This window comes from Streptomyces sp. XM4193 (genome assembly GCF_023072595.1).
Classification (GTDB): Bacteria; Actinomycetota; Actinomycetes; order Streptomycetales; family Streptomycetaceae; genus Streptomyces.
The window spans coordinates 207,282-230,610 of sequence record NZ_JALLGK010000005.1 but is presented as its reverse complement, the minus strand read 5'-3'; the positions used below and the strand labels follow the sequence as shown (position 1 = coordinate 230,610).

Annotated in this window: 21 protein-coding genes; 10 read left to right on the top strand and 11 right to left on the bottom strand. The window is 70.7% G+C overall.

Annotated elements, in window-relative coordinates:
* The first annotated feature begins 99 nt into the window (after nt 1–99).
* Nucleotides 100–789 (top strand): helix-turn-helix transcriptional regulator, encoded by a 690-nt coding sequence (locus MTQ01_RS16255; protein WP_247491062.1) that lies wholly within the window; start codon nt 100–102, stop codon nt 787–789.
* A gap of 141 nt (nt 790–930) precedes the next feature.
* On the opposite strand, the gene MTQ01_RS16250 is transcribed toward MTQ01_RS16255, so the two are convergent.
* Nucleotides 931–1,956 carry an ATP-dependent 6-phosphofructokinase gene (locus MTQ01_RS16250; protein ID WP_247491060.1) on the bottom strand — a complete coding sequence of 342 codons (1,026 nt, stop codon included), beginning with the start codon at nt 1,954–1,956 and terminating at the stop codon, nt 931–933.
* A 286-nt stretch (nt 1,957–2,242) separates the two neighbouring features.
* Between MTQ01_RS16250 and pta the strand changes: the two genes are divergently transcribed.
* From pta to pyk, 3 genes are all read left to right on the top strand, one after another.
* Entirely contained in the window at nt 2,243–4,414 is a 2,172-nt protein-coding gene (gene pta / locus MTQ01_RS16245) for a phosphate acetyltransferase (protein WP_247491057.1), read from the top strand.
* Nucleotides 4,411–5,628: an acetate kinase gene (locus MTQ01_RS16240; RefSeq protein WP_247491056.1), complete on the top strand. Its 1,218-nt coding sequence runs from the start codon at nt 4,411–4,413 to the stop codon at nt 5,626–5,628. Before pta ends, MTQ01_RS16240 begins: the two co-directional genes overlap by 4 nt.
* A gap of 61 nt (nt 5,629–5,689) precedes the next feature.
* On the top strand, nt 5,690–7,114 hold the full coding sequence (pyk, locus tag MTQ01_RS16235; RefSeq protein WP_247491054.1) for a pyruvate kinase: 1,425 nt from the start codon (nt 5,690–5,692) through the stop codon (nt 7,112–7,114).
* Between the two features lie 135 nt (nt 7,115–7,249).
* On the opposite strand, the gene MTQ01_RS16230 is transcribed toward pyk, so the two are convergent.
* The 4 genes from MTQ01_RS16230 to MTQ01_RS16215 all read right to left on the bottom strand — a co-directional run bounded on the left by MTQ01_RS16230 (nt 7,250) and on the right by MTQ01_RS16215 (nt 11,530).
* The gene (locus MTQ01_RS16230) at nt 7,250–8,542 is read right to left on the bottom strand and encodes a hypothetical protein (protein ID WP_247491052.1); all 1,293 of its coding nucleotides are present in this window, start codon (nt 8,540–8,542) and stop codon (nt 7,250–7,252) included.
* Entirely contained in the window at nt 8,532–9,101 is a 570-nt protein-coding gene (locus MTQ01_RS16225; RefSeq protein WP_247491051.1) for a DUF6114 domain-containing protein, read from the bottom strand. Before MTQ01_RS16225 ends, MTQ01_RS16230 begins: the two co-directional genes overlap by 11 nt.
* Before the next feature lie 86 nt (nt 9,102–9,187).
* Complete coding sequence (locus MTQ01_RS16220) at nt 9,188–9,805, bottom strand: DUF6230 family protein (protein WP_247491048.1); 618 nt, start codon at nt 9,803–9,805, stop codon at nt 9,188–9,190.
* A 759-nt stretch (nt 9,806–10,564) separates the two neighbouring features.
* Nucleotides 10,565–11,530, bottom strand: a complete 966-nt coding sequence (locus tag MTQ01_RS16215) for a tetratricopeptide repeat protein (protein WP_247491046.1) — start codon at nt 11,528–11,530, stop codon at nt 10,565–10,567.
* 343 nt (nt 11,531–11,873) lie between these two features.
* On the opposite strand from MTQ01_RS16215, the gene MTQ01_RS16210 reads away from it, so the two are divergent.
* The 3 genes from MTQ01_RS16210 to MTQ01_RS16200 all read left to right on the top strand — a co-directional run bounded on the left by MTQ01_RS16210 (nt 11,874) and on the right by MTQ01_RS16200 (nt 13,960).
* On the top strand, nt 11,874–12,470 hold the full coding sequence (locus MTQ01_RS16210) for a TetR/AcrR family transcriptional regulator (RefSeq protein ID WP_247491044.1): 597 nt from the start codon (nt 11,874–11,876) through the stop codon (nt 12,468–12,470).
* A gap of 198 nt (nt 12,471–12,668) precedes the next feature.
* The gene (locus tag MTQ01_RS16205) at nt 12,669–13,547 is read left to right on the top strand and encodes a helix-turn-helix domain-containing protein (protein ID WP_247491042.1); all 879 of its coding nucleotides are present in this window, start codon (nt 12,669–12,671) and stop codon (nt 13,545–13,547) included.
* Nucleotides 13,544–13,960 carry a VOC family protein gene (locus MTQ01_RS16200; protein ID WP_247491040.1) on the top strand — a complete coding sequence of 139 codons (417 nt, stop codon included), beginning with the start codon at nt 13,544–13,546 and terminating at the stop codon, nt 13,958–13,960. Before MTQ01_RS16205 ends, MTQ01_RS16200 begins: the two co-directional genes overlap by 4 nt.
* 142 nt (nt 13,961–14,102) lie before the next feature.
* Here the strand turns inward: MTQ01_RS16200 and MTQ01_RS16195 are convergent, their stop codons facing one another.
* The 6 genes from MTQ01_RS16195 to MTQ01_RS16170 form a co-directional block, all read right to left on the bottom strand.
* Nucleotides 14,103–15,803: a methylmalonyl-CoA mutase gene (locus MTQ01_RS16195; RefSeq protein WP_247491039.1), complete on the bottom strand. Its 1,701-nt coding sequence runs from the start codon at nt 15,801–15,803 to the stop codon at nt 14,103–14,105.
* 163 nt (nt 15,804–15,966) lie between these two features.
* Entirely contained in the window at nt 15,967–16,293 is a 327-nt protein-coding gene (locus tag MTQ01_RS16190; RefSeq protein WP_247491037.1) for a DUF3817 domain-containing protein, read from the bottom strand.
* A gap of 56 nt (nt 16,294–16,349) precedes the next feature.
* Nucleotides 16,350–16,859, bottom strand: a complete 510-nt coding sequence (locus tag MTQ01_RS16185; protein ID WP_211039890.1) for a MarR family transcriptional regulator — start codon at nt 16,857–16,859, stop codon at nt 16,350–16,352.
* A 97-nt stretch (nt 16,860–16,956) separates the two neighbouring features.
* Nucleotides 16,957–18,888 (bottom strand): galactose oxidase-like domain-containing protein, encoded by a 1,932-nt coding sequence (locus MTQ01_RS16180; protein ID WP_247491035.1) that lies wholly within the window; start codon nt 18,886–18,888, stop codon nt 16,957–16,959.
* A gap of 3 nt (nt 18,889–18,891) precedes the next feature.
* Nucleotides 18,892–20,628, bottom strand: a complete 1,737-nt coding sequence (locus MTQ01_RS16175) for a glycosyltransferase family 2 protein (RefSeq protein ID WP_247491034.1) — start codon at nt 20,626–20,628, stop codon at nt 18,892–18,894.
* 244 nt (nt 20,629–20,872) lie between these two features.
* Nucleotides 20,873–21,223 (bottom strand): DUF3817 domain-containing protein, encoded by a 351-nt coding sequence (locus MTQ01_RS16170; RefSeq protein ID WP_247491032.1) that lies wholly within the window; start codon nt 21,221–21,223, stop codon nt 20,873–20,875.
* A 90-nt stretch (nt 21,224–21,313) separates the two neighbouring features.
* Here MTQ01_RS16170 and MTQ01_RS16165 point away from each other — a divergent pair, with 90 nt between their 5' ends.
* The 3 genes from MTQ01_RS16165 to MTQ01_RS16155 are packed head-to-tail and all read left to right on the top strand — an operon-like array spanning nt 21,314 to nt 23,303.
* Nucleotides 21,314–21,952, top strand: coding sequence for an AIM24 family protein (locus MTQ01_RS16165; RefSeq protein ID WP_247491030.1), 639 nt, complete (start codon nt 21,314–21,316; stop codon nt 21,950–21,952).
* Nucleotides 21,952–22,602, top strand: a complete 651-nt coding sequence (locus MTQ01_RS16160; protein ID WP_247491028.1) for an AIM24 family protein — start codon at nt 21,952–21,954, stop codon at nt 22,600–22,602. The genes MTQ01_RS16165 and MTQ01_RS16160 overlap by 1 nt, the downstream gene beginning before the upstream one ends.
* A complete protein-coding gene (locus MTQ01_RS16155; RefSeq protein WP_247491026.1) occupies nt 22,599–23,303 on the top strand; it encodes an AIM24 family protein in 705 nt (234 codons plus the stop codon). Before MTQ01_RS16160 ends, MTQ01_RS16155 begins: the two co-directional genes overlap by 4 nt.
* Nucleotides 23,304–23,329: the final 26 nt, after the last annotated feature.

Below are 23,329 nucleotides of genomic sequence, written 5' to 3'. Positions count from 1 at the left end.
CCACTTGTGCGGTCCTACGAGCGCGGGCGGTTCGCGGGGGCCGCGCTTCGGCGGAACGCACCGGCTCGTTCCCGACCGGTAGCGGCCTAGCGTGAACGGATGCGCCAGTCCCCGCCCTTCGACGCCGACGCCGCCCGCCGACTGCGGCAGGCGCTCGGGATGACCGAGGCCCAGGTCGCCGACGGCATGGCGGCCTCCTACGGCGTACGCGTCGGACCGGAGACCGTACGGGCCTGGGAGCACCGCGACGGCACCCCGGGCTCCGCCGAACTCACCGCGCTCGCGGGGGCGTTGTGGTGCGACCCTTCGGAGTTGATCGGCACCCCGCGCACCCTGCGCGAGCACCGCCTCGCCACCGGGCTGCCGCAGCCCGACGTGGCGATGCGGCTGGGCATGCCGTTCACCGAGTACGAGCGGGTGGAACGCACCGGGCTCTGGACCGGAACCGAACGGCAGGCGGCGGTCCTCGCCGAGCTGCTGCGGCTGCCGCCGCGCGCGCGGATCGCGCTGACCGGGCGGGAGGCGGAGCTCGCCGGTCTGCTGCGGAGCGCCGCGAGCGTGCGCTGGCAGGCGTACGTGCGGCCCGTCCACCGGATGCTGCCGAGCCTGACGAAACGACGCGTGGAGCGGGTGCTGGAGCGGCTGCACGACGAGTACCACCGGCGCAGCTTCGTCTCGCTCAGCTGGATCGACACCAACAGCGAGACCGCCCGCGGGCCCGCCGACGCCGGACACCGCTATCTGGACGGGATCGAGGCGCACTTCTGGGAGTTGATCGACCGGACCTGACCGGACCCGACCTGACCGGACCGGACCGGACCGGACCCGATCCGACCTGACCTGCTCTGATCCGACCGGTGGCCGACCCGGCTCCGAGCGGCCCCGGCGGCGGGCGCAGGCGCGCACCGCCGCCGGGCCGTCGGAAGCTGCTCAGAAGACCGCTTCGGTCTCGTCCATCCGGTCCTGGGGAACGGTCTTCAGCTCGCGGGTGGCGTCGGCGAGCGGCGTCATCACGATGTCGGTGCCGCGCAGCGCTGTCATCATGCCGAAGTCGCCGCGGTGGGCGGCCTCCACCGCGTGCCAGCCGAAGCGGGTGGCGAGCACCCGGTCGTAGGCGGTCGGGGTGCCGCCGCGCTGCACATGGCCGAGGATGACGGGCCTGGCCTCGGTGCCGATGCGGTGCTCCAGCTCGGTGGCGAGCCGGTTGCCGATGCCGACGAACCGCTCGTGGCCGTACTGGTCGATGGTGCCCTTGCCGTAGTCCATCGACCCCTCGGCCGGGCGGGCGCCCTCGGCGACGCAGACCACGGCGAACTTCTTGCCGCGGCTGAAGCGCTCCTCGATCATCTTGCACAGCTCGTCCACCGCGAACGGCCTCTCCGGCAGGCAGATGCCGTGCGCGCCGCCGGCCATTCCGGCCTCCAGCGCGATCCAGCCCGCGTGCCGGCCCATGACCTCGACGACCATGACCCGCTGGTGGGACTCCGCGGTGGTCTTGAGCCGGTCCATGGCCTCGGTGGCGACACCGACCGCGGTGTCGAAGCCGAAGGTGCGGTCGGTGGCCGAGATGTCGTTGTCGATGGTCTTCGGCACGCCCACCACCGGCAGGCCCGCGTCGGAGAGCATCGTCGCTGCGGTCAGCGTGCCCTCGCCGCCGATCGGGATGAGCGCGTCGATGCCCAGGCGCGCCATCAGCTCCTCGCTGTTGTCGCAGGCGTCGCGCAGCCGGTCCCGTTCCAGTCGGGCCGAGCCGAGGATCGTGCCGCCGCGGGCGAGGATGCCGCTGACGGAGTTGAGGTCGAGTGGCCGATAACGGCCCTCGAGGAGGCCCTTGAAGCCGTCCTCGAATCCGATGACCTCGTCGTCACGGTCCACGACGGCGCGGTGCACGACCGACCGGATCACGGCGTTCAGGCCGGGGCAGTCGCCGCCGGCGGTGAGGACTCCGATGCGCATGCTGATCCTGCTCCTGATCGGGGGACGGTCCGGATGCGGAGGGATTGTTTCATGTGTTGAACGCAGGATGTGACCCTGTCCATATGCTGTGGCCCGGCACCGGGTGCGAAGCCGCGCGCAGGTACGGTCGAGAGGTGGTTCGGTACGAGAAGTGGAGGGTTCCGGACGGCTGCCGACCACGGGCGCACCCCGTGGGAACCGGCCACCGCCGAACTCCCGCTCACAGCCGGGCCCCGGGTGGTTCTCCGGCCGCCCCGGTGGTCCCCAAGCCAAGGAGCGAGCACGCGTGACCCGCAGCGTGTACATATCCAGCGTCGGTAGAGGCGACGGCAGACAGGTCGTCGAGCTCGGGGTGATGGAGCTGCTCACCCGGCAGGTGGACCGGGTGGGGGTGTACCGTCCGCTGGCCCACGACGGCCCCGACCCGCTGCTCGACCTGCTGCGCAGCCGCTACCGGCTCAGCCAGTCCACCGCGGCGATGACCGGTCTGGGCTACGACGAGGCCGCCGCCCTCCAGGCGCAGAAGGGCACCGACGAGCTGGTCTCCCGGCTCGTCGACCGCTACCACCTGATCGCCCGGGACTTCGAGGCCGTACTCGTCCTGGGCACCGACTACGTCGGCACCAACCTCCCCGCCGAGCTGACCCTCAACGCGCGGTTGGCCAACGAGATGGGCGCGGCCGTGCTGCCGGTGGTGGGCGGACTGCGGCAGAGCGCCGAGTCGGTCGTCCACGAGGTGCGCAACGCACGCCACGCGTTCACCTCGCTGGGCTGCGAGGTGATCGCCACCCTCGCCAACCGCGTGGACGACGCACACGCCGCGCAGGCCGCCAAGGAGCTCGGCGGTCATCTGCCGGAGCCGGTGTACGTGCTGCCGGAGGAGTCGGCGCTCTCCGCCCCGACCGTGCAGCAGGTCGTGGACGAGCTCGGCGCCGAGGTGCTGCTCGGCGACCCGGCCGGGCTGGCGCGCGACTGCCGCAACTTCGTCTTCGGCGGCGCCATGCTGCCGACCTTCCTCCCGGCGCTCACCGAGGGCTGCCTCGTGCTGACGCCCGGGGACCGCGCCGATCTGGTGATCGGAGCGCTGGCCGCGCACTCGGCCGGGGCGCCGCCGATCGCCGGTGTGCTGCTCACCCTCGACCAGCGGCCCGGCGAGGAGACGATGGCGCTGGCGGCCCGTCTCGCCCCGGGCACACCGGTGGTCGCGGTGCCCGGCGGCTCGTTCCCGACCGCCGGTGAACTGCACACCCTCAAGGGCAGGTTGAACGCGACCAACCCGCGCAAGGCGGAGATCGCGCTCGGCCTCTTCGAGTCGCACGTGGACACCGGGCAGCTGACGGAGCGCATCTCGGTGGTGCGCAGCGACCGGGTCACCCCGATGATGTTCGAGCACGAGCTGATCGAGCGCTCCCGGGCCGACCGGCGCCACGTCGTGCTGCCCGAGGGCAGCGAGGAGCGCGTGCTGCGCGCCGCCGAGGTGCTGCTGCGGCGCAACATCTGCAACCTCACCCTGCTCGGCGAGGACGCCGTCATCCGCAAGCGGGCGGCCGACCTCGGCGTCGATCTCAATCTGCTGGGGCCCGAGGACGTCGGGTGGGGCACCGAGGACACCGGCGCCACCGCCCGTATCGTCGATCCGGCGACCTCGCCGCTGCGCGAGCGCTTCGCGGAGCTGTACGCGGGGCTGCGCGCGCACAAGGGCGTCACCCACGAGCTGGCACACGACGTGGTCGCCGACGTCTCGTACTTCGGCACGCTGATGGTCCAGGAGGGCCTCGCGGACGGCATGGTCTCCGGCGCGGTGCACTCCACCGCGGCGACGATCCGGCCTGCCTTCGAGGTGATCAAGACCAAGCCGGACGCTTCGATCGTCTCCTCGGTGTTCTTCATGTGCCTGGCCGACCGGGTCCTGGTGTACGGCGACTGCGCGGTCAACCCGGACCCGGGCGCCGAGCAGTTGGCGGACATCGCCATCCAGTCGGCGACGACGGCCGCCCAGTTCGGGGTGGAGCCGCGGATCGCGATGCTCTCGTACTCCACCGGCACCTCGGGCTCGGGCGACGACGTCGAGAAGGTGCGGCGGGCGACCGAGCTGGTGCGCGAGCGGCGGCCGGACCTGCTGGTGGAGGGACCGATCCAGTACGACGCGGCGGTGGAGCCCTCGGTGGCGGCGACCAAGCTGCCCGGTTCCCCGGTGGCCGGACAGGCGACCGTGCTGATCTTCCCCGACCTGAACACCGGCAACAACACGTACAAGGCGGTGCAGCGTTCGGCCGGCGCCGTGGCGGTCGGGCCGGTGCTCCAGGGGCTGCGCAAGCCGGTCAACGACCTCTCGCGCGGCGCGCTCGTACAGGACATCGTCAACACCGCGGCCATCACCGCGATCCAGTCGCAGGGCAGGACCGCCGGCGGCGGCGAGCGCCCCGCGGCGCGCACCGAGAGGAACGACAACCGATGAGCGGCCGCGACACGAGCCCGGCCAGCCGGGTGCTGGTGCTGAACTCCGGTTCCTCCTCGGTCAAGTACCAGCTGCTGGACATGGCCGACCGGTCCCGGCTGGCGGTGGGACTCGTCGAGCGGATCGGCGAGGAGTCCTCGCGGCTGGTGCACACCCCGGCCGACGGCGAACGGCGGGAGCGGCGGGCGCCGATCGGCGACCACGACGCGGCGCTGACCGCCGTCGCCGCCGAACTCGCCGCGGACGGCACAGGGTTGGACTCGCCCCGGCTGGCGGCGATCGGGCACCGGGTGGTGCACGGCGGCCGGCGGTTCACCGCGCCGACCGTCATCGACGAGGAGGTGCTCGCCGAGATCGAGCGGCTGGTACCGGTCGCCCCGCTGCACAACCCGGCCAACCTCACGGGCATCCGCACCGCGCAGGCACTCAACCCGCGGCTGCCGCAGGTGGCGGTCTTCGACACCGCCTTCCACACCACGATGCCCGAGCACGCGGCGCGCTACGCGATCGACGTGGAGACCGCGGACGCGCACCGGGTGCGGCGGTACGGCTTCCACGGCACCTCGCACGCGTACGTCTCGCGGGAGACCGCACGCCTTCTCGGCCGGGACCCCGCGGAGACGAACACGATCGTCCTGCACCTGGGCAACGGCGCCTCCGCCTCGGCGGTGCGCGGCGGCGAGTGCGTGGACACCTCGATGGGGCTGACGCCGCTGGAGGGCCTGGTGATGGGCACCAGGTCGGGCGACATCGATCCGGCGGTCGTCTTCCACCTCTCCCGGGTGGCCGGGATGTCCACCGACGAGGTGGACGAACTGCTCAACAAGCGCAGCGGGTTGGTCGGGCTGTGCGGCGACAACGACATGCGGGAGATCGTCCGCCGGCGCGACGAGGGCGACGCCCGGGCGAAGTTGGCCTTCGACATCTACGTGCACCGCCTGCGCAAGTACATCGGCGCGTACACGGCGGTCCTCGGCCGGGTGGACGCGGTGGCCTTCACCGCCGGGGTCGGGGAGAACTCGGCACCGGTGCGGCAGGCGGCGATCGAGGGGTTGGAGGGGCTCGGCCCGGAGCTCGACACGGAGCTGAACTCCGCGCGCAGCGACCGGGCCCGCCTGGTGTCGCCACAGTACGCTCGGGTCGCCGTCGCCGTGGTCCCGACGGACGAGGAGCTGGAGATCGCAGCCCAGACGTACGCCCTGGTCAGGTCATGATCGGTGAGCCGGGTCACCCCAGCTACGTTTCGCGTCTAAACAAAACGATAGGATCGCCCCCATGCGTCGTTCCAAAATCGTCTGCACCCTAGGCCCCGCCGTCGACTCCTTCGAGCAGCTCAAGACGCTGATCGAAGCCGGTATGAACGTGGCCCGATTCAATATGAGCCACGGCACCCAGGCGGAGCACCAGGAGCGGTACGACCGTCTCCGCAAGGCCGCCGAGGAGACCGGCCGCGCGGTCGGCGTGCTGGCCGACCTCCAGGGACCGAAGATCCGCCTGGCGACCTTCGCCGAGGGACCGGTGGAGCTGGTCCGCGGCGAGGAGTTCACCATCACCTCCGAGGACGTCCCCGGCGACCGCACCATCTGCGGTACCACCTACAAGGGGCTGCCCGGTGACGTGTCCAAGGGCGACCCGATCCTGATCAACGACGGCAACGTCGCGCTCCAGGTCGTCGAGGTGGCGGGCCCGCAGGTCCGCACCATCGTCATCGAGGGCGGCGTGATCTCCGACCACAAGGGGATCAACCTCCCGGGCGCCGCGGTGAACGTCCCCGCGCTCTCCGAGAAGGACATCGACGATCTGCGGTTCGCCATGCGGATGGGCTGCGACATGGTCGCGCTCTCCTTCGTCCGGGACGCGGCCGACGTGCGCGACGTCCACCGGGTGATGGACGAGGTCGGCCGCCGGGTGCCGGTGATCGCCAAGGTCGAGAAGCCGCAAGCCGTCGAAAACATGGAGGAGGTCGTCCTCGCCTTCGACGGTGTGATGGTCGCGCGCGGCGACCTCGCGGTGGAGTACCCGCTGGAGCAGGTGCCGATGGTGCAGAAGCGCCTGGTGAGCCTCTGCCGCCGGAACGCCAAGCCGGTGATCGTCGCGACCCAGATGATGGAGTCGATGATCACCAACTCCCGTCCCACGCGCGCCGAGGCGTCCGATGTCGCCAACGCGATCCTGGACGGCGCGGACGCGGTGATGCTCTCCGCGGAGTCCTCGGTCGGCCAGTACCCGATCGAGACCGTCAAGACGATGTCGAAGATCGTCCAGGCGGCCGAGAAGGAGCTCCTCTCCAAGGGGCTCCAGCCGCTGGTGCCGGGCAAGAAGCCGCGCACGCAGGGCGGTTCGGTGGCGCGCGCGGCGTGCGAGATGGCCGACTTCCTCGGTGCCAAGGCGCTCGTCGCCTTCACCAAGTCCGGCGACACCGCGCTGCGGCTGGCCCGCTACCGCACCGAGCAGCCGATCCTCGCCTTCACCGAGGACCCCCACACCCGCAACCAGTTGACGCTGGCCTGGGGCGTGGAGACGTTCGTGGTGCCGCGGGTGGAGAACACCGACGCGATGGTCGACCTGGTCGACCAGGAGCTGCTGAAGCTCCAGCGGTACAACGAGGACGACGTGATGATCATGACCGCCGGCTCGCCGCCCGGCGTGGTCGGCACCACGAACATGGTGCGCATCCTGCACCTGGGCAAGGAGAGCTGAACCGGCCGCCGTACGACGCGGGCCGGGCGGGCCGCGTACGCACGGCGTCGCCGGGACCCGGCAGCAGACGCCTCGGGCCGTACCGCATGTGCGCGGTACGGCCCGAGGCGTTCTGCGTGCTGTCGCGTCCGGACCTCACTCCAGACTGAGACGGAGGCCGGGCACCTTGAGCGTGCCGCCGAACTGGCCGGCCTGCGTCACCTTCGCGTCGGTGAAGACGGCCGCCGGAATGTCCAGCGGAGGAGGCGACTCGGGGCTGAAGGTGACCGGGATGAGCCCGAAGAGATTGCCCTTGAGCTCCTCGGTGTACATCGTCACGGTGCTGTCGCGGAAGGTGGAGGTGCTGCCCTCGCGGCTGCGGATGTGCTGGTCCGTGCCGCCGGGACCGACCACGATCTGGTGCAGGTCCTTGATGTCGACCTTCTCCGCGGTGAACTTCAGCACCCGCTTCTCGATGCCGCTGTAAGTGCGCACCTTGACGATGCCGTGGTACTTCAGTCCGCCGAGACCCAGCCGCGTGGTGTTCAGCTTGAAGGGTTCGTCCGGCACCAGTGCGGGAGTCTCCTCCCGCTCGGCGCCGTCGAAGGCCTCCTTGTCGAACTCCGGGCAGGGGAAGGGCTTCTTGCCGGACGCGTCCTCGTCGGCCTTCTCGGACTTCTCCGCGTCCTCGGCCTTCTTCGCGTCCTCGGCCTCGCGCTCCTTGCGGTCGGCCTCGGCCGCCTCCTCGGCGGCCTCCTTGATCTTCTTCTCGGTGGCCTCGCGCTTCTTCTTCGCCTCGGCCGCCTTCTCCTCGGCCTTCTCGGCAGCGGACCCGCCGTCGCCGGACTTGCCGCCGGAGCCCTCGTCCCCGCCCTCGGCGGAGTCCCCGGAGCCGGAGTCGGACTCCTTCTTCTCCTCGGACTCCTTGTCGCGGTCCGGGTTGAAGAGGTCGCGGAGCTTGTCGCCGATGCCCAGCGGGTCGAGCGGATTGCGCTTCGGCTCGTCCTCGGACTCCTCGTCCGACTCGTCGGGCTCGTCCTGCGGCTTGTCCGGCTCGTCCTGCGGCTTGTCACCGCCGGGCGAGGGCTTGTCCTGCGGGCCGTCCGCGTCGCCGCCGTCGGGCCGCTCGCCCGCGGAGTCACCGCTGCCGTCGGACTCCTCGGAGCCGTCCGTGCCGGACTCCTCGCCGTCCTTCCCGCCGTCGTCGCCGTCCTTCTCGTCGGCTTCCTCCGGGTCCCGGTCGGGCGCCGAGACACAGGGGCCGTCGCGGAACGGATTCTGTCCGCCGGGCTGGGCCTGTGCGAGCTGCGGGCTCAGGCCGACGCCGAGCAGCAGCGCCGACGGCATCGCCATGAACGCGATCCGGCCGCCCGAGGGAAGTCGGGTCAGCAGCGGCTTCCTGGGCGCCGCGTGCCGCGGCCCCTTCGCCGTACGGTCCTCACCCGGCACGCGAGCCCCCGTCCAACTGGCCTGCCTCGGCACGCGAGTCGGCCTTCTCCGCCGGCTCGTCGGACTCCGCGGAAGTCCCGGAATCCTCGGGGCCGCCGGAGTCCGAAGCGGAGCCGGTCGGCTCCCCGCCGCCGCGGCGGTGCTTGTTCGCGGGGGCCTCCTGGTCCTCGCCCGAGACCCAGGCGATGCCCATGGCACCGCCGATCATCGCCAGCAGGAACCCGGCGAGGAACCCGCCGAAGTTGGAGACCACCAGGGACACCAGTCCCAGCAGAATGGCGGCAACGCCCGCGAACACCCGTGCGTGCCGCTGGTACCAGAAGGTGAGGCCCAGCACCATGAGCAGCACACCGATGATCAGCGAGCCCGATCCGGTGGTGGTGGCCAGTCGCAGCGAGAAGTCGCTGAAGCTCGGATCGGCGTACGGGATGTAGACGATCGGCACGCTGGCGAGCAGGGTGAGCAGGCCCGCCCAGAACGGGCGCTGCCAGCGCCAGTGACGAAACGACACGCGCCAGCGGGCCAGGCGCTCACGCGCTGCCGGGGACTCGGCACTCATTGAAATACAGCTCCCTCGGGCCGGGAAGTAGAGGTTCGCGAGGTACCGGCGGGGAGGCGGACCGCGCCCGCCTCCCCGTCAGTGCCTCAGAAGCACTCGTCCTTGCCCTTCTTGACGTCGAGCTTGAGACCGGTGAGCTTGAAGGTGCCGGCGTTGGTCGCCCACGCGTTCTGCTGCACATCGGTCAGTACGGCCGAGTCGGCCTCCTGGGCGAAGTTCCCGCCGGGCACGTTGTCGCCCTTGCCGACGGACGGGCCCTTCGACGCGTCACCGGCGGCCACACCGATGTTGATGTTGCGGAACTCGGCCTCGGCACCGAGCGAGTCGGCGTCGATGTAGAGGTTCGACGCCTCGACCTTCTTGGAACCGCCGCCGGCCGCGAGCCTGAGGGACATGTCGCCGAAGCCCGGCACGGGTATCACGACGGACTGACACAGACCCGATATCTCGGCCTTCTTGAACGCGGAGACCGCGACGGGAACTGTCTTGCCGCCGTGCTGCTTGGCGACGGTGCCGTACTGCACGAAGCCAGTGCCTTCGAGCCGGTCGACGGCGATCTTGGTTTGCTGACCGGAAATGCTGAACGACGCGGCCAAAGCACCTTGGCCGAGTGCGACGCCAACCGCCGCCGTCGCCGCCACGCTTGGGACCATGACGACGGCGAACCGCCGCCACTTGGTCTTGCCACGAGCCACAGACTCCATGACTTTCCTCCATCTCGGACGTACATCTGCCAGCCGGCTCTGTGACGCGGATTGGCCGGCGGGGACAGGAGAAGCGCTACGTCCTCGGGAGAAAGATCGCCGCTTGCCGAGGGATGACACCCGGTCATCTCGGCCGACGGCACTCACCCCCCGAGCGACAACCACATGGCCGCGTACGGTGACGCGCCCGAACGGGCCGCGCCCACGGGTGAGTGAGCACTGCCCGCAGCCGCGAACCGTTCAACTGCGGTTCGCGGTGCACCCGGTGGGGTTCCGCCCCCGTCCGCACCGATTGGATGTCGGGCAGGGAAACGGACCGAGCGTGGCGATCGTCGTCTATTTACCCGGTGTCGCACAAGGGGCTCGTTACCTATGAGTAACGGCCGGATGTCCTGCGGACACGTCTTTCCTGTGAACGAGCACACAGGGTCGCCCCGGCACAGTGCCCCACAGGGGGTGAAACCGGACAGGTGCCGGGTGAAATGCCGGTTTCCGCTTACCGCGAGTAACAACGTTCTGTGACAGCCAAATTTTGGCAAAACCCCGGCGCAACATGGCTTTGTCAACAAGGCGTCCCCGTGCCCCTGACCAACAGGGACACGGGGACGCAGAGAAGTCGGACCGTACGGGCGCGAACGGCTCGCAGGCCGGCACCGGCACCAACACCGGCACCGGCCACTCACCGCAACTCGCGGCCGCCTCACACCGGTTCGGAGTGCGCACGCACCACGCCGCGGCCGACGGGCGGCCGTGCGAACGTCAGAAGAGCACCCGGGCCAGAGCGCTGCGCGCGGCCACCACTCGCGGGTCCTCGGGGCCCACCGCCTCGAAGAGTTCGAGCAGCCGCACCCGCGCGGCGTTCCGGTCGTCTCCCGCACTGCGGCGCACGGTCTCCACCAGACGTCCGAAGGCGTCCTCGACGTGCCCGCCGGACAGGTCCAGGTCCGCCACCCGCAGCTGCGCCGCCGCGTCGCCGGGGTTGTCCGCGGCCTCCTTGCGCACCGTCGCGGCGTCCAACTCCCGTACGCGGCGCAGGAGTTCGGCGCGAGCCAGACCCAACTTCGCCTCGGCGTCGGCGGGGTTGGCGTCCAGCGCGCGCTGGTACGCCTCGGCGGCGCCCTCGGCGTCACCGGCCGCGAGCGCCTGCTCCGCGGCGGCGAGGACCGGGTCCACCGGCGCCGCGGGCTCCTGCTGCTCGACCTCCGCCTCGGCGGAGGGGTCGACGGGGGCCCCGACGATGCCGAATCGCTCCTCGGCCGCCTGGATCAACTGGTCCAGCACCTCGCGGATCTGGGCCTCGGGAGCCGCTCCCTGGAACAGCGGCAGCGCCTGACCCGCGATCACCGCGAACACCGCCGGAATGCCCTGCACGCCGAACTGCTGGAAGAGCATCTGGTTCTGGTCGACATCGACCTTCGCCAGCACGAACCGCCCCGCGTACGCCTGCGCGAGACGCTCCAGGATCGGCCCGAGCTGTTTGCAGGGCTCACACCACTCGGCCCAGAAGTCGATGACCACCGGAACCTCGGCCGAGCGCTGCAGTACATCGCGCTCGAAACCGGCCTCGTCCACGTCGATCACGAGGCTGCTCGGTGCCGGTGCGCCCTGCTCACCGGATGCGGCGTTCCGCTCGCGTGTCTCTTCCGCCTTCTGTCGGGCCTCTCCCGCCGCCTTCACGGCAGCGAGGTCGACCACTCCGCTCATGGGCATGTTCCTTGGCTGCATGGGTCCAGTCTCCCTGCTTCCGGGCGCGAAGTGGTAGCCGAACCGGAAGCCGGTGCCGAAGCGGGCGCGAGGCAGACGCCGTCGCCCTCGTCCCGGGCTGCCGCTCCGTCCGGTCGACCGGCTGCCGGCCGACACGGGCCGCCCGCCCGCAGCCCTCTCTCGCCGTTCCGGCCCGGGCGCTGCTCGGTGCTGTTGGTGCTGCCGCGCCGGGTGTACCGCTCGGGCCCGTCGCGGGTTGTTCGATGCGCCGGGTCCCCACCCGGCGCCTGTGGTTGTCGCAGCGAGAGGCAAAGCTTTTCGCTACGGGTCGTAGCGTAACTGATGTACTCGATAAGGTCACCGCATGGCCCGACCACGCAACGCCTCCACCGACCTGGCGATCCTGGACGCAACCCGCGCCGAACTGGTGGAAAAGGGCTGGTCGAAGCTGTCGATGGCGTCCGTGGCGGAGCGAGCCGGTGTGGCCAAGACCACGCTCTACCGCCGCTGGCCGGGACGCAGCGAGATGGTCGTGGACGCGGTGGCCGTGCTCTTCGACGAGCTCGAACTCCCCGACCGCGGCAGCCTCCAGAGCGATATCGAGGGTGTGGTGCTCTCCTTCGCCGCGCTCATGAGCCGGCCGGAGGCCAAGACCGCGCTGATGGCCGTGGTCGCCGAGTCGACCCACAACCCCCGGTTGCGCGACCGCATCCGCACCACCGTCGTCGACCGGCAGAAGCGCCTGGTGCGCCAGGGCAGGCTGCGCGCCCAGGAACGCGGCGAACTCCCCGTCGACGGCCCCGACCCCGCCGTGGACGAGCAGCTCGTCGACCTCACCTTCGACGTGGTCGCGGGCGCCGTCGTCCACCGGGTGCTGGTGAGCGACGAGCCCGTCGACGAGCAGTGGGCCGCGGCCTTCGCGCTGCTGCTGGTCGGCGGCATCACCGCGATCAACGGCTGAAGGGGCCGTACGACCGGCCGCCCCCGCACACCTCCGGGCAGCAGGAACGGCCGCGGGCTCCGAGCCGCGGGCCGGTGGCCGCCCCGGCCGCCGCCGACCGTCCCAGCCCCCGGCCCGCTCGTCCGACCTGCCTCGACATCCCTCGCACATCCGCCCCGGCCGGAGCGCCGCCGCGCCGGAGCGCCCATACTGGGCCACATGGCTGCCGACGCCGCGCGGAACGAGTTCGTCCCGCTGCCCGGGCTGCTGCCGGGCGCGGTGGTCTCGGCCGTCGGCTACCGGATGACCGACTCGGCCCCCCGTGTGCACCGCGGCCTCCCCTCCCCCGCGCTGACCCTCGTACTGAGCCTGGACGAGCCGATCGTCACCGGGCGCTCCCCCGCGCACGCCACCGGGCCGCAGGCGCACCGCGAACCGATCGTCCTCGGCGGACTGCACACCGGCCCCGCGTTCATCGCCCAGCCGTGCCGGCAGGCGGGCATCCAGCTCGCCGTACGGCCTTGCGCGGCACGGGAGTTGCTCGGACTGCCCGCCGGCGAGCTGGGGATGCTGGGCAACGACGTCGGGGCGGTGCTCGGCCCGGACGCGGACCGCCTCCGGGAGCAGCTGCAGGAGGCGCAGAGCTGGGCCGAGCGGTACGCGCTGCTGGCCGCCTTCCTGCGCCGCCGCAGCGAGGACGCCGCCCGCCGTCCCGGCCCCCGGCCGGAGATCACCGCGGCCTGGCAGTGGATCGCCCGGCACCGGGGAGCCGGCTCGATGGAGGGGCTTGCGCGCCATGTCCTGCTGAGCAGACGGCAGTTGACCGAGCTCTTCCGGGCGGAGCTGGGCGTCACCCCGAAGGCGGCGTCCCGGCTGATGCGCTTCGAGTGTGCCCGGCAGCAGATCGTCCGCTCTCTCGGCCGGGACACGGCTCCGGACCTCAGCGAGGTCGCCCACGCCAGCGGCTACTACGACCACTCCCACCTGGTGCGCGACTTCCGCCAGTACGCCGGCACCACGCCGACGGGGTGGTTGGCCGAGGAGCGCCGAAACATCCAAGCCGGTGCGCACCAGCGGGGCGAAGACTTGGACGCATGAACACACAGAACGGCACCCCCGTCCCCACCGTCTGGCCGACCCTGCTCGCCGACGACGCCCACGCCCTCATCGACTTCCTGGTGGAAACGGTGGGCTTCGTCAGAACCGCCGTGTATGCCGACGGCGACCTGGTCGTCCACGCCCAGCTGGACTGGCCCGAGGGCGGCGGCATCATGCTCGGCTCCCACCGCCCGGACGGCTCCGCCATCGCCCAGCCGCCCGGCACCTGCGGCAGCTATGTGGTCACCGACCGGGTGGACGAGGTGTACGAGCGGGTGTGCCGCGCCGGAGTGCACATCGTCCGCGAACTCGCCGAACAGCCCTACGGCAACCGGGAGTTCTCGATGGCCGACCCGGAGGGCAACCTCTGGTCCTTCGGCCACTACCGCGGCGAGCCGACCGCCGCCGCCTAACCCGCCCGGGCCGGAACACGCCGGCAGACCGTACGCCCCCGCGCGTCGCGGCGCCGGGCCGCGGGACCGGGCGGCGGTTCCGGACCGCGGGGGCCGGGCGGCGGTTCCGGGCGTCGGTTCCGGACCGCGGGGCCCCGGCGGGTCAGAAGCCCGGCGGCTCCACGTACTCGCCCCACTCCTCGCGCAGCACCCCGCAGATCTCGCCGAGCGTGGCCTCGGCACGAACGGCGTCCAGCATCGGTTCGATCATGTTGGCGCCGCTGCGGGCCGCCGCCAGCATCCCGCGCAGCGCCGCCTCCACCGCGGCCCCGTCCCGCCGCTCGCGCCGTTCGACGAGAGCGGCGACCTGTGCCCGCTCCACCTCGTGGCCGACCCGGAGGATCTCCAACTCCCCCGTGACCGAACCGGTGTTGACGTTCACCCCGACGACCTTCTTCTCGCCCTTCTCCAGCGCGCGCTGGTAGCGGAAGGCCGCCTCGGCGATCTCGCCGGTGAACCAGCCGTCCTCGATCCCGCGCAGGATGCCGGAGGTCATCGGGCCGATCGGATGCCTCCCGTCGGGGTGTGCGAGGGCGCCGCGGTCCCTGATGCGCTCGAAGATCCGCTCGGCGTCCGCCTCGATGCGGTCGGTGAGCTGCTCGACGTACCAGGAGCCGCCGAGCGGGTCGGCCACGTTGGCCACGCCCGTCTCCTCCATCAGCACTTGCTGGGTGCGCAGCGCGATCTCGGCGGCGCGCTCCGAGGGGAGGGCGAGCGTCTCGTCGAGCGCGTTGGTGTGCAGGGAGTTGGTGCCGCCCAGCACCGCGGACAGCGCCTCGACCGCGGTGCGCACGACGTTGTTGTACGGCTGCTGCGCGGTCAGCGAGACACCGGCGGTCTGGGTGTGGAAGCGCAGCCACTGCGCCTTCTCGCTGCTCGCCCCGTACACCTCGCGCATCCAGCGCGCCCAGATGCGCCGGGCGGCGCGGAACTTGGCGATCTCCTCGAAGAAGTCCAGGTGCGCGTCGAAGAAGAAGGACAGGCCCGGTGCGAAGGTGTTGACGTCCAGACCGCGGCTGAGGCCGAGCTCGACGTAGCCGAAGCCGTCCGCCAGGGTGTAGGCGAGCTCCTGCGCGGCCGTCGATCCGGCCTCCCTGATGTGGTAGCCGGAGACCGAGACGGGCTTGTACGCGGGCACCGCGAGCACGCAGTGCTCCATCAGGTCGCCGATCAGACGCAGATGCGGCTCGGGCCCGAAGATCCACTCCTTCTGGGCGATGTACTCCTTGAAGATGTCCGTCTGGAGCGTGCCGTTGAGCACCTCGTGCGCTACTTCCTGACGCTCCGCGGCGACCAGGTACATGCAGAAGACGGGCACTGCGGGCCCGCTGATGGTCATCGAGGTGGTGACCTCGCCGAGCGGAATGCCCGCGAAGAGGGTCTCCATGTCGGCGGCCGAGTCGACGGCGACGCCGCAGTGGCCCACCTCGCCGAGCGAGCGGGGGTCGTCGGAGTCGCGGCCCATGAGCGTCGGCATGTCGAAGGCGACCGAGAGCCCGCCGCCGCCCTGCTCCAGGATCTTCCGGTAGCGCTCGTTGGTCTGCTCGGCGTTGCCGAAGCCGGCGAACTGGCGGATGGTCCAGGTGCGTCCGCGGTAGCCGGTGGAGTGCAGACCGCGGGTGTAGGGGTACTCGCCGGGCCAGCCGATCCGCTCGAACCCCTGGTAGACGTCGCCCGGGCGCGGGCCGTAGACCGGGTCCACCGGATCGCCGCTCAGCGTCGTGAAGTCCGCGTCCCGCTTGTGCGCGGCGTCGCAGCGTTCCTGCCAGCGCCGACGCGCCTCGGCCATGGCTTCAGCATCCATGAACCGAATGTACGCGGATGTCCGGATTAGCCGCCGGATTCACCGCCCGGAGCCGACACCGACCGACCTCACCGGGAACCGACTCGGCGCGAGCCACCCCCCGGACCGTACGGGACCGGACCGGACAGGCCCCGGCCCGTGCGCGGGACCCGGCGCGGCCGGCTCAGGCCTCGACCGGCTCCGGCTCGTCCCTCTCGATCAGGGGCTCGACCTCGCGGCTGATGCGGGGCTCCACGAAGAACGCGGCCACCGGGATACAGCCGACGACCAGCACCCAGAGCAGCTTCCCGAACGGCCACCGCGCCTTGCTGCCGAGGTCGAAGGCGAAGACGACGTACACGATGAAGAGCACACCGTGGATCTGGGAGACGACGAAGGTGTCGCCGGTGTCGAAGCCGTACTTGGCGACCATGAACCCGCAGAAGACCAGCAGCCACACAGCGGTGACATAGGACATCACCCGGTACCGGGTCAGCACACTCTGCTTCATGCCCACGAGCGTAACCGGGCCCTCCGACAGCCCCGTCGGCGCCCCGGCAGCGCCGCTCAGCCCTCCTGGAAGTCCCCGGCGGCGACGCGCAGCGGGCGGAGCAGCGCGAAGATCTCGTCGCACTCCTCGGCGTCGTAGGTGCCGAGCCCGAAGTCCATCGCCGTGAGGTCGGAGGTGGCGGCGTCACAGACCTCACGACCCCGGTCGGTGACCGAAGCCAGGGTGCCGCGGCCGTCGTTGGGATTGGGACGCCGGTCGACCAGACCGGCCCGTTCCAGCCGGTCGATGGTGTTGGTGACGGAGGTCGGGTGCACCATCAGGCGCTCGCCGATCTTCGACATCGGCAGTGCTCCCGACTGGGAGAAGGTGAGCAGCACCAGCGCCTCGTACCGGGCGAAGGTCAGCCCGTACGGCTTGAGCACCGCGTCCACCTCGGCCAGCAGGATCTGCTGGGCGCGCATGATCGAGGTGATCGCGGCCATCGACGGCACCGACCCCCAGCGCTGCTTCCACAGCTCGTCGGCGCGGACGATGGGGTCGAAGGAGAGACTGAGCGGCTTGGGCACCGTTCGACCCTACCCAACGGCGGCTCGCCGCCGGGGGCCGATGTCCCGTGACGCCGAGCCGGTACGACCCGAGCCGGGAGGCGCGCGCGGCGCGGGGTCAGGGCAGGTGCACCCACTTCGCCTCGGACGGCGTTCCGTCCTCGTCCACCAGGAAGAGCATGTAGTAGCCGGGCGGCACGGTGGAGCGGTCCTCGGGCACGCTCACCGACACCGCGCCCGCCTTGCGTTCCACCGGCAGCTCCACCGAGCGCTGCTCGACGTCCGTGACATGGGTGACCGCGCTGGGGCGCATGAGCCGGGCCTTGTCGATCCGCTTCGCGTCCCCGGTGGCGAAGGTGGCGTCCTGGCCGGGCGTGAGCTTCCCGGGACCCTCCCCGATCACCGGCCGGTTCTCGCCCCGCTCGCCCTGGAGGTAGGGCGGGGTGTAGATCTCCACCCGCTTCTCGAAGCTGCCGAGCCTGGTGTTGGCCTTGTCGCTGTAGAGCGGGTCGGAGCCGAAGGTGGCGACCCGGCCGTCGGGCAGCAGCACCGCGGCCGCGTGGTAGTTGCGCCCGACCTTCGGGTCCGCGGCCGGGGTGAACTCGTTCTTCGCCGGGTCGTAGAACTGCGCCTTCAGGATGTCGCTGTTGCTGCGGCCCCGGTAGTCCTTCGAACCGCCGGTGGTGAAGACGGTGTCGTCGGGCAGGATCACGCTGTTGAGGTAGCGCGTGCCCTGCGGCAGGTCCGGGCCGTTCTTGTACTCCGGCGTCTTGGCCTTGAGGTCGACGATCGAGGTGCGCGGGGTGGACTTCTCGGACTCCCCCACCCCGCCGCCGCCGAGCACCATCACCTTGCGGTCCTGCGCCGGCGGCAGCAGCAGCGAGCTGGAGGTCTCCAGCTGGTCGGTGTCGGTCATGCCCTCGATCTTGGTGAAGGTGTTGGTCTTCAGGTCCCAGGTGCCGGGGTCCCGGCCCTTGTCCGCGTCGCCATAGCCGGCGTTGGAGCCGGAGTAGAAGAGCTTGTCGTCCCCGGTCAGGTAGAGCGCGGGGTAGGTGGGGAAGTAGCGCTTGGGCGCGGTGGACCACTTCCTGGTCTTCGGGTCGTACATCTCGTTGTCGCCCTGGAGGATGTCGCCGATCTCGTCGAGGCCGGAGACCGAGAGGACCTTGCCGTCCTGCATCGTCACCAGCGTCGGGTACCAGCGCGCCTCGGCCATCGGGTCGACCCGGACGTACTTCTCGGCCACCGGATCGAACTCGAAGGTGTCCTTGATGCCCTGGAAGTCCTGGTCGTCGAGGGTGATCTTCTCCGCGAGGCCGTAGAGATCGTCGGCCTCCTTGCCCTTCAGCCCGAGGATCTCGTACTGGGCGGGTTCCTCCCTGACCGACTCCTCGCCCTCCTCCACCGCCTCGACGAAGACACGCACCTCGCTCGCGGTGATGCTGATCTTGCCGTCCTCGTCCTCGTCCTTCTCGGCCCGGGGCACGACCACGGGGAAGTCGGAGACGTACTCGGCGCCGTCCGGGCCGCGGAAGCGGGTGCCCTCGGGGAGCGTCTTGGGCTTGGCGGGGTTCTCGTTCTTGATGAGCATCCCGCCGCCGGCCTTCTTGACGCTGTCGCCGAGCTGCTCGTAGCGGGCAGTGCCGCCGGCGACCAGCAGCTTGCCGTCGCCGAGCTGGGCGTGACCCGCACAGAAGACGTCCTCGGGGGTGTCGATCTTCTTGAACGAGTCGTTCGCCGGGTCCCACAGGATGCTGTCGAAGGTGCCGGAGTCGAACTGCTTCTGGTCGTTGCCGGAGCCGGCGATCAGCAGGACCTTGCCGGTGTGGAGCAGCGCCGCGTGCATCGAGTTGCTGCGGAACTCTTTCGGCACGTTGGCCATCGACCACGAGCCGTACTCCGCCTTGTACTCCGGCCGCGAGATCCGGTACTCCTCGTACCGCTCGGAGGCGAAGCCGATGGTCGCCGGTGCGTTGAGCGCGGCCAGGACGACGGTGATGCCGGTGCCTATCGCGGTCTTCTTCAGCTTGGCGCTCGGACGGTAGGGCATGGATCAGCTCCCGGTCGAGGTCATGACGAGCTCCTTCTGGGGCTCGTCCTGGGGCGGCTCGCTGCTGCCCCGTCTGCTGCGGTACTCGGTGAAGGCCCAGATCGCGATCGGCGCGGCCGTGATGACCAGCGCGAGCACGGTCCAGGTGCGCATGGCGACATGGGTGTGGTCGAGGACGACGGAGGCCAGGAAGCCGCTGCCGAGCAGCGCGGCCCAGAAGAGATGGATGCGGAAGGTGCTCAGCCGGTCGGGGCTGGCCGAGCCGCCCTTGGGCGTCACCACGAAGCGGCAGGCGCGCCGGAAGACCGCCGCGATCAGCGAACGCGCGTACACCGGGGCGCAGATGGCCGACATGGCCATGCCCGCGAGGCCACCGGACCCCTCGGGCTCGTGCGGTGAGACGTTGTGGCGCCGGTTCCAGATGTAGAGGCCGATCTGGAGGGCGGCGACGTCGCTGTAGAGCATCAGCCAGACGGCGGCGGTGACCTGGGTGCCGGAGGCGCCGAGCCACAGGAAGAGGGTGCAGCTCAGTGCGCCGAGCATCCAGGTGATCGCGCTCATCGGGTAGTAGGCGAGCATCAGCGAGTAGTTGAGGAGCTTGCCGGGCGCGAACCGCTGGGGCCGGCGCCAGTACTGCTGGATGAGGGTCTCGTAGGTGCCGCGCGACCAGCGCATCTGCTGGGTGAAGAAGTCCGTCCAGCACTCGGGGCCCTCGCCGACGGCCAGCACGTCGGGCGTGTAGACCGAGCGCCAGTGCCGGTTGGTGATCGGGTTGCGGGTGCGGTGCAGCTCGAAGCCGGTGGCCATGTCCTCGGTGATCGAGTCGTACAGGCCGCCGACCTGCTTGATCGCGCTGATGCGCGCGGCGTTGTTGGTGCCGACGAACATCGCCGAGCCGTACCGGTTGCCCGCGCGCTGGATGAGCGCGTGGAAGAGGAACTGCTGGCTCTCGGCGAACTTGGTCACCGGCTGCACGTAGTTGCCGTACACCTGCGGTCCGACCACGAAGGCGATGTCCGGATCGCGGAAGTAACCGAGCATCCGCTCCAGGTAGTTGGGCAGCGGCACGTGGTCGGTGTCGACGGAGGCGAAGAAGTCGTAGGAGTCGCCGTGCATGGCGATCCAGGCGTTGTAGTTGCCGTGCTTGGTCCTGGCCCGGTGGACGCCGGTCTCCCGGTTCCACTCGGGGACGCCCTTTCGGGTGAAGTGGTGGACGCCCAGCTCGGCGCAGAGTGCGCGGGCCTCGGGGTCGTCGCCCTCGTCGAGCAGCCAGACGTGCAGCAGCCCGTCGTGGTGCATCGCGACCGCCGCCTCCAGCGTCGCGCGGACCATGGCGATCGGTTCCTTGCCCGGCACGTAGGTGGTCAGGAACGCGACCCGGGTCCCGGCCTCGGGATGTACCGGCACGGGGTCGCGGGCGACCATCGTGGCGTGGGCGATGGAGATGACGTTGATCAGCCGGAACAGCTCGATCAGCCCGATGCAGCCGAGCATGACCGCGTCGGCGACCAGCAGATACGCCGGGGCGTTGTCGCGGTCGGTCCAGTGCGAGGGCCAGACGAGGAAGAGCAGCAGCACGCCGGAGAGCAGCGGTGCCGCGGTCATCAGCAGTACGGCGCGCACCCGGTGGGGTTCCGCGCTGAGCAGGCTCTGATACCTGACTCGGTAGGGGGTCTCCGCCGGCGCGAGTGGTCCCGCGAGACGGCTGTAGGTCTCGTAGTCGTAGCCAGACAGCCGCACGGGTCCCTCCGCTCAACCGAGATGGGTGACATTTCTCAGCAAAAGGGACAGCGGGCGGGGTGTCGAATGTTGGTGATGCAAAGGTGGCCCAGCGTCAGATCCGCTGGGCCACTCGATGTGCAACGAGCAGGCACGGGTCTGCCGGTGCGTCAGCTGAGACACCGGCAGCAGTGCGCCGCACCGCCGTTCGCTCCCGTGTCCCGGGCAGGACCCGGGGTACGGGGCGTCGTTCGGACGGCGTTGCTCAGACGCTCTCCTCGCGCTGCGGCTCCTTGCGGGCGCGCTCGGCGATCGCGCCGGACTTGATCTCCTCGCGGAGCAGCTTCTCCGCGTAGAAACCGCCGGCGGGCAGCACGGAGAGGGCGAAGTAGAGGACGGCGCGACCCAGCGGCCACTTGGTGCGGTTCCAGGCGTCGGCCCAGAAGAGGACGTAGACGATGAAGAGCACACCGTGGACGGCGCCCACCACCGGCACCGCGTTGAAGTCGGTCGTGCGCTTGAGCACGGAGCAGACCAGCAGCAGGAGGAAGGAGATGGCCTCGGGCGAGCTGACGAGTCGGAGTCGGTTGAGCGCGGCGCTGGTCTTGGGGTCCATGAGAGGTCCTCGGGTTTGTGAACGAATGCACAAGCACTGTCATTGTGACAGCACCCCGGACGTTGCTCCGACCGGGGTAGGTTGTGATCCGTGGCGCATTTCCGGGTTGAGGGCAGCAAGGTCCTGGCGGTCGATCTGGCCGGGGACGCGGTTCGGGCGAAGAACGGCTCGATGGTCGCGTACGAGGGGCAGATGTCCTTCAAGAAGCTGACCGGCGGCGGGAACGGCCTGCGCGGCATCGTGACCCGCAGACTCACCGGCGAGCAGATGGCGGTGATGGAGGTCACCGGCCGGGGCACCTGCTACTTCGCCGACGAGGCCCGCGACATCAGCCTGGTCCGGCTCGGCGGCGACAAGCTGCACGTGGAGGCGAGCAATCTGCTCGCCACCGAGGGCGGGCTGCGCACCGGCACCACGTTCACCGGGCTGCGCGGCGCCTCCCAGGGCAACGGGCTCTTCACCACGACCGTCGAGGGCCAGGGGCTGGCGGCGGTGATGTCCGACGGCCCGGCGCTCGCGCTGCGGGTCGACGCGCACAATCCGCTCCAGGTCGACCCGGGCGCGTACATCGCGCACACCGGCAAGCTGACGCAGAAGCTCCAGAGCGGTGTCACCTTCCGCACGGCGATCGGAGAGGGATCGGGCGAGGCGTTCCAGATCCGCTTCGAGGGCGAGGGCCTGGTCTACGTACAGCCCAGCGAGCGCAACACGATCGGGGGCGAGCTCTGATGGGGTTCCGGCGGCTGAGCACCAAGATGGTCGAGGCCCAAGTGGCCCCGGGGCAGCGGATCTTCAGCCAGCGGGGCGCGATGATCGCCTACCGCGGCGAGGTCAGCTTCACCCCGAACCTGATGAGCGGCCAGGGCGGCGTCATGTCGGCGCTCGGCCGCCGGGTGCGCGGCGAGGCGGCACCGTTGATGACCGTCGAGGGCAACGGCACCGTGATGTTCGGGCACGGCGGCCACGAGGTGCATGTGATCGACCTGACCGGCGACCTGCTGCACGTGGAGGCGGACCGGCTGCTCGCCTTCGACGGCGCGCTCCGCCAGGGCACCGTCTTCCTCGGCTCGCAGGGCGGAGTGATGGGCATGGTGCGCGGACAGGCCACCGGGCAGGGGCTGTTCACCACCACCCTGGAGGGGCAGGGTTCGGTCGCGGTGCTCGCGCACGGAGGCGTGCTGGAGCTGAGCGTCGCGCCGGACCGTCCGGTCAACGTCGACCCGCAGGCGTACGTCGGCCACCGGGGCCGGCTCACCAACCGGCTGACCACCGCGCTGAGTTGGCGGGACATGGTGGGCCGGGGTTCCGGCGAGGCGTTCCAGCTGGAGCTGTCCGGCCAGGGGACGGTCTTCGTGCAGGCGAGTGAGGAGAAGCTGTGAGCGACCCCGTCGAGTACGACGCACGGACCCTGCCGTCCAACGACAACGCCAACCCGTACGCCTTCAGCGTGGAGCTGGCGGGGCAGTGGTTCCTCCAGAAGGGCAAGATGATCGCCTACTACGGGCAGATCAGCTTCGACGGGATCGGCCACGGCCCGCTGGACGGCCTGATCGCCTCCAGCTTCCACAGCCCGCTGCACGCCGCCGACTGGGTGGTGGCCAACGGCCACGGCAAGCTGCTGCTGGCCGACCGCGCGTACGACATCAACTCCTACGACCTGGAGGACGGCAACCTCACCGTCCGCTCCGGCAATCTGCTCGCCTTCGAACCGACTCTGTCGCTCAAGCAGTCGATCATCCCGGGCTTCGTCACACTGATCGGCACCGGCAAGTTCGTCGCCGCCTCCAACGGCCAGGTGCACTTCGTCGAGCCGCCGATCCGGGTCGATCCGCAGGCGCTGGTCGGCTGGGCGGACTGCCCCTCCCCGTGCCACCACTACGACCACCAGTACCTGCGCGGCTTTCTCGGCGGCGTACGGCATCTGACCGGCATCGGCGGGGCCTCCGGCGAGGAGCACCAGTTCGAGTTCACCGGTGCGGGGACGGTGCTGGTGCAGTCGACCGAGAAGATGCTGGACGAGCAGTCGGTCGGCGGCACACCGCAGCAGCAGGGCGTCCCGGGCGGCGCACCGCAGCCGTAGACCGGGCGCGGCGGGGCGGGGGTTGC

Coding starts and splice junctions, on each gene's coding strand:
- MTQ01_RS16180 (WP_247491035.1), bottom strand. CDS start 18,888: ATGCCCTACCGTCCGAGCGCCAAGCTGAAGAAGACCGCGATAGGCACC.
- MTQ01_RS16205 (WP_247491042.1), top strand. CDS start 12,669: ATGGCTGCCGACGCCGCGCGGAACGAGTTCGTCCCGCTGCCCGGGCTG.
- pyk (WP_247491054.1), top strand. CDS start 5,690: ATGCGTCGTTCCAAAATCGTCTGCACCCTAGGCCCCGCCGTCGACTCC.
- MTQ01_RS16170 (WP_247491032.1), bottom strand. CDS start 21,223: ATGGACCCCAAGACCAGCGCCGCGCTCAACCGACTCCGACTCGTCAGC.
- MTQ01_RS16160 (WP_247491028.1), top strand. CDS start 21,952: ATGGGGTTCCGGCGGCTGAGCACCAAGATGGTCGAGGCCCAAGTGGCC.
- MTQ01_RS16210 (WP_247491044.1), top strand. CDS start 11,874: ATGGCCCGACCACGCAACGCCTCCACCGACCTGGCGATCCTGGACGCA.
- MTQ01_RS16220 (WP_247491048.1), bottom strand. CDS start 9,805: ATGGAGTCTGTGGCTCGTGGCAAGACCAAGTGGCGGCGGTTCGCCGTC.
- MTQ01_RS16240 (WP_247491056.1), top strand. CDS start 4,411: ATGAGCGGCCGCGACACGAGCCCGGCCAGCCGGGTGCTGGTGCTGAAC.
- MTQ01_RS16225 (WP_247491051.1), bottom strand. CDS start 9,101: ATGAGTGCCGAGTCCCCGGCAGCGCGTGAGCGCCTGGCCCGCTGGCGC.
- MTQ01_RS16190 (WP_247491037.1), bottom strand. CDS start 16,293: ATGAAGCAGAGTGTGCTGACCCGGTACCGGGTGATGTCCTATGTCACC.
- MTQ01_RS16195 (WP_247491039.1), bottom strand. CDS start 15,803: ATGGATGCTGAAGCCATGGCCGAGGCGCGTCGGCGCTGGCAGGAACGC.
- MTQ01_RS16255 (WP_247491062.1), top strand. CDS start 100: ATGCGCCAGTCCCCGCCCTTCGACGCCGACGCCGCCCGCCGACTGCGG.
- MTQ01_RS16250 (WP_247491060.1), bottom strand. CDS start 1,956: ATGCGCATCGGAGTCCTCACCGCCGGCGGCGACTGCCCCGGCCTGAAC.
- MTQ01_RS16200 (WP_247491040.1), top strand. CDS start 13,544: ATGAACACACAGAACGGCACCCCCGTCCCCACCGTCTGGCCGACCCTG.
- MTQ01_RS16215 (WP_247491046.1), bottom strand. CDS start 11,530: ATGCAGCCAAGGAACATGCCCATGAGCGGAGTGGTCGACCTCGCTGCC.